The 4,030-nt window shown below is 28.4% G+C and carries 5 protein-coding genes; all 5 read left to right on the top strand.

The window, feature by feature from the left end; translation table 11 throughout:
* Nucleotides 1-141 precede the first annotated feature (141 nt).
* Entirely contained in the window at nt 142-1,026 is an 885-nt protein-coding gene (locus Q0138_RS06290; RefSeq protein WP_297982163.1) for a fumarate hydratase, read from the top strand.
* A 362-nt stretch (nt 1,027-1,388) separates the two neighbouring features.
* Nucleotides 1,389-2,225 carry a citryl-CoA lyase gene (locus Q0138_RS06285; protein WP_297982161.1) on the top strand — a complete coding sequence of 279 codons (837 nt, stop codon included), beginning with the start codon at nt 1,389-1,391 and terminating at the stop codon, nt 2,223-2,225.
* A 162-nt stretch (nt 2,226-2,387) separates the two neighbouring features.
* Complete coding sequence (locus Q0138_RS06280; protein ID WP_297982159.1) at nt 2,388-2,897, top strand: nitroreductase family protein; 510 nt, start codon at nt 2,388-2,390, stop codon at nt 2,895-2,897.
* A gap of 313 nt (nt 2,898-3,210) precedes the next feature.
* Nucleotides 3,211-3,582, top strand: a complete 372-nt coding sequence (locus Q0138_RS06275) for a hypothetical protein (RefSeq protein WP_297982158.1) — start codon at nt 3,211-3,213, stop codon at nt 3,580-3,582.
* 25 nt (nt 3,583-3,607) lie between these two features.
* On the top strand, nt 3,608-3,937 hold the full coding sequence (locus tag Q0138_RS06270) for a hypothetical protein (protein WP_297982157.1): 330 nt from the start codon (nt 3,608-3,610) through the stop codon (nt 3,935-3,937).
* Nucleotides 3,938-4,030: the final 93 nt, after the last annotated feature.

Raw genomic sequence — 4,030 nt, 5'->3', positions numbered from 1 at the left:
TTTATTAATTATTTGGTTTTAAGATTATGATTTATTATTTGGTTTTTTATTAATTATTTGGTTTTAAGATTATGATTTATTATTTGGTTTTTTATTAATTTTATTGGATTTTAAAAATTATTTACAAAATTTGTTGATAATATGGATTTGGTTGATAAGGTTCAAAAGACTCTTGTTACAGCAGGCAGTTCATATAGTGAAGATAGATTAAACGCCTTTAACAGGGCCTTGAAATTGGAAGAGGAATTGGGAAACGAAAATGCAGTTTGGGCATTGGAGCAAATGATTTCTAATTTTAAGGTTGCACGTAAAAACGGGCTTCCATTATGTGATGATACTGGAATACCTCATATTGTAATAGAAATTGGAAAAAATAGGGAAATTCCTAAAAATTTCTTCAATGACATTAATGAAGGTATTGAAAAAGGTTTGTCCAGTCTTCCAGGTAGGCCAATGGCAGTAAAGGGTAATGATATTGAAAGAATTGAACAGTCTTGCGGTTTATATGAGAATTCAGATGCTTTAAAACCTTGTTCCTTTTTATTTGAGCAAAAGGATGAATCAACTTATTCCAAATATCTTGATGTAGATGATGATAGGATTAAAGTAAATATTCTTCTTCAAGGCGGAGGGCCTGAAATAAGGGCCAAAACCTATAGGGTTTTTCATAAGAGGGACTCTGAAATTGTATTGGGAGAGGCTGTTTTATGGTTAAAGGAATCCCTGTCATTGCTTGGATGCACTCCTTCAATTCCCGCTATTGGAATTGGCAGAACACATTTTGAAGCAAGTTCCCTAATGATTAGGGCAATGGTTCATGGAAATCTTGACAATCAATCTGATTTGGAAAATAAAATATCTAAAGACTTAAATGAAACGGATATTGGTCCTTTAGGTCTTGGCGGTAAAACTACTGTTTTAGGAACTTTTTTAAACATTGGAAGTCAAAGAGCCAGTGGTGTTAGGATTGTTTCTGTTCGCCCAGCTTGTTTTGTAGAGCCTAGAGTGGCTAGTTTTGAATTTTAATCCAAAATTCTCACACTTTTTTTATTTATTAGTGTATTATTTGTATTTATTTTTTTTGTTTTTTATTGACTTTTATTTTTTTTTTTTATTTGTTTTTTTTTATTTCTTAAGCCTTTTTAGTTTTTTACTTTTTACTTATTTTTAAAATTATTTAATTTCCCATTTGATTATTAAAAAACTTTATTAAAAAGATTATTAATAATTAATAATGTATTATTAATTTAATTATGATTAATTAATCAATAATTTTTAAACTGAATATTTTATTCATTGTTTTTTCAATATTTTTAGAATATTGGTTAGAAACTGAATATTTTATTTATTGTTTTTTCAATATTTTTAGAATTATTAAAGGAGATAAAATGAGAGATAATCCAAAACCTGTCAAGAAGGGGTTTAAATTTCCTAAGGAAAATATTAAAACAAGCATTACTGAGGTTAAGCCTAATAAATTATCTACTCGCGGGTATAACCAAGAGGATTTAATTACAAACCTTAGCTATAGTGATAATGTATTTTTAATTCTAAGGGGAAGATTGCCTAATAAGAAGGAGTCAAAAATATTCAATCATATATTGGTTTCCTTTTGCGATCATGGAGTAACTCCTCCAAGCACCCAATCTGCAAGGTTAATAGCATCCTCAGGTGCAAATATAAACAATGCAGTTGCAGGTGGTTTATTGTCATTTGGTAAAAATCATGCTGGAGCTATTGAAAAAGCGATGAATCTCTTCCAGAATTCAATTCATGCCATTAATTTAACTGGTGGAAAGGAAGACAATAAGAAAATTGCAAGATTGGCCATTGATATTGTAAATCAATATCAATCCCAGTCAAGGCGTATTCCCGGTTTCGGTCATAGGTATCATGATAAGGATCCTCGTGCAGTCAGATTGCTTGATTTGGCTATTTTGGAATCTGCAGTCGGCCCTCATACCAAATTGGCTTTGGTAATTGAGAATATTCTGTCTGAAACAAAAGGTATTGGATTGAATGTTGATGGGGTTAATGCAGCTTTATTGTCTGATTTAGGATTTGACAGTAAATTAGGATTGGGAGTCTTTATGATTGGACGTCTTCCAGGTTTGGTGGCTCATGCATATGAGGAAATGCAGGAAGAGGAAAAGTTTAGAAGATTTTGTGATTTGGAAAATATTTCCTATGAAGGATTTAAAAACAGAGACATCTTTGAAGATTAATTAAATCATATTTTAAAGATTAATTAAATCATAGTTTAAAGTTTAAATTTATATTTCTTTTATAGTTTAAATTTATAGCTTTTTTAAAGTTTAATTCAATTAATATGTATTTTGAATTGATAATTATATTTTAATGTATTTTTAGATATTTGAGGAATTTTTATGGAATTTTTTGATGTAATAGAACAAAGATACAGTATGAGAGGTTTTGAAGATAAGGAAGTTGAAAAGGAAAAACTGGATAAAATCCTCGAAGCAGCCAGACTTGCTCCTACTGGAGTTAATTTCCAGCCTTTCAGAGTGGTTGTTATTGACACTGAAAAATATGCTGATGAGTTAAAGGAAATCTATCCTGCTGAATGGTTTTTAGAAGCTCCTCTTGCTCTTTGTGTAGTAGCTTCTAAGGAAAGGGCATGGACTAGAAAATTCGATGGAAAAAACATTGCAGACATTGATGCAACTATTGTAATGACCCATATCATTCTTGCAGCTGAAGATCTTGGTTTAAACACATGTTTCATTGCTGCATTTAAACCAGACAAGGCTAAGGAATTCTTAGCATTGGATGATGAATGGGAACCTGTATTGTTTACTCCTTTAGGGTATGGAAATGCAGAACCTAGAGACACTCCTAGAAGAGAAATTGAGGAATTAGTAATTTATAAGGATTAAATTTAATTTTAAATCTTTTTAGGTTTATTTTTTTAATCTTTAAATCTTTTTAGGTTTAATTTTTTTAATCTTTAAATCTTTTAAGGTTTATTTTTTTTATTTTTAAATCTTTTTAGGTTTATTTTTTTATTTTTAAATCTTTTTAGGTTTAATTTTTTATTTTTAAATCTTTTTAGGTTTAATTTTTTATTTTTAAATCTTTTAGGTTTAATTTTTAGTTTTATTTAAATTTTTAAAAATCATTTTTAAATTTAATCTTGTTTATTTAGTAATTTAGCTTAAAAAATTTAGTTTTATATTTTAATTGGATATTATGATGCCTAAAATTATTCATGCAAAGGATTATGACATTATGTGCCAATTGGCTGAGCTATTTGAGCAGTCAAAATACACTGTTCAGAATCAAGATAGCAATTTTGTTTTACTTAAAAAGAGAAATTTTGGAAATCCTTTAATCCATGCCGTTTTTCTTTTTATAGGATTATTGTTTTTTTATCCTGCTATTTTGGTAAATGTAGGTTATTTTGCATATAGCGTATTTCAAAAGTCTAATTTCGTTTTAATTACTACAGAAACTGAGGATGATGAAGGAAATCCTTTGGAATTTGATGATGTTTCAGAATTGGAAGTATTTTACGAACAGGAAATTTGGGACAAGGCTATTGAATTATCTAAATTAGAATAGTTATGATTTTTTATTGGGGATTTTTATGAAAATAACAAAGAAAACTATTATTTTGCTTGCATTTTCAGTAATTTTAATGGTATTGGGATTATGGAATTATGCTGATGCTAATCCGGTGACTTATGATGTTATTGCATCCAGTGTTGTTTTGGTTGTTGTAGGTTGGACACTTGCTTTAAGTGTATTTGAACGTTCCTGGACTAAAGCAGCTCTCTTTTTCGACGGCTTAGTATTTATTGCTGTAGGAATTGCATTCTTGTTAAGCCCTTACAACTATATTTTCATGTTGTTCGGTCTTATTATTCTTGTAGTTTCTATTTTAGCTTATTTGAATAAATTACCTATTTCATTATAATTATTTTTTTAATATTTTTTTAATATTTTTTTAATATTTTTTTAATATTTTAATATTTTTTATCTTTTTTTTAAAACTTTTTTATTAATTAGT

The sequence above is a fragment of the uncultured Methanobrevibacter sp. genome (assembly GCF_937906425.1).
In the GTDB taxonomy this organism is placed as follows: domain Archaea; phylum Methanobacteriota; class Methanobacteria; order Methanobacteriales; family Methanobacteriaceae; genus Methanobrevibacter.
This window is presented reverse-complemented; position numbering and strand designations above follow the sequence as displayed.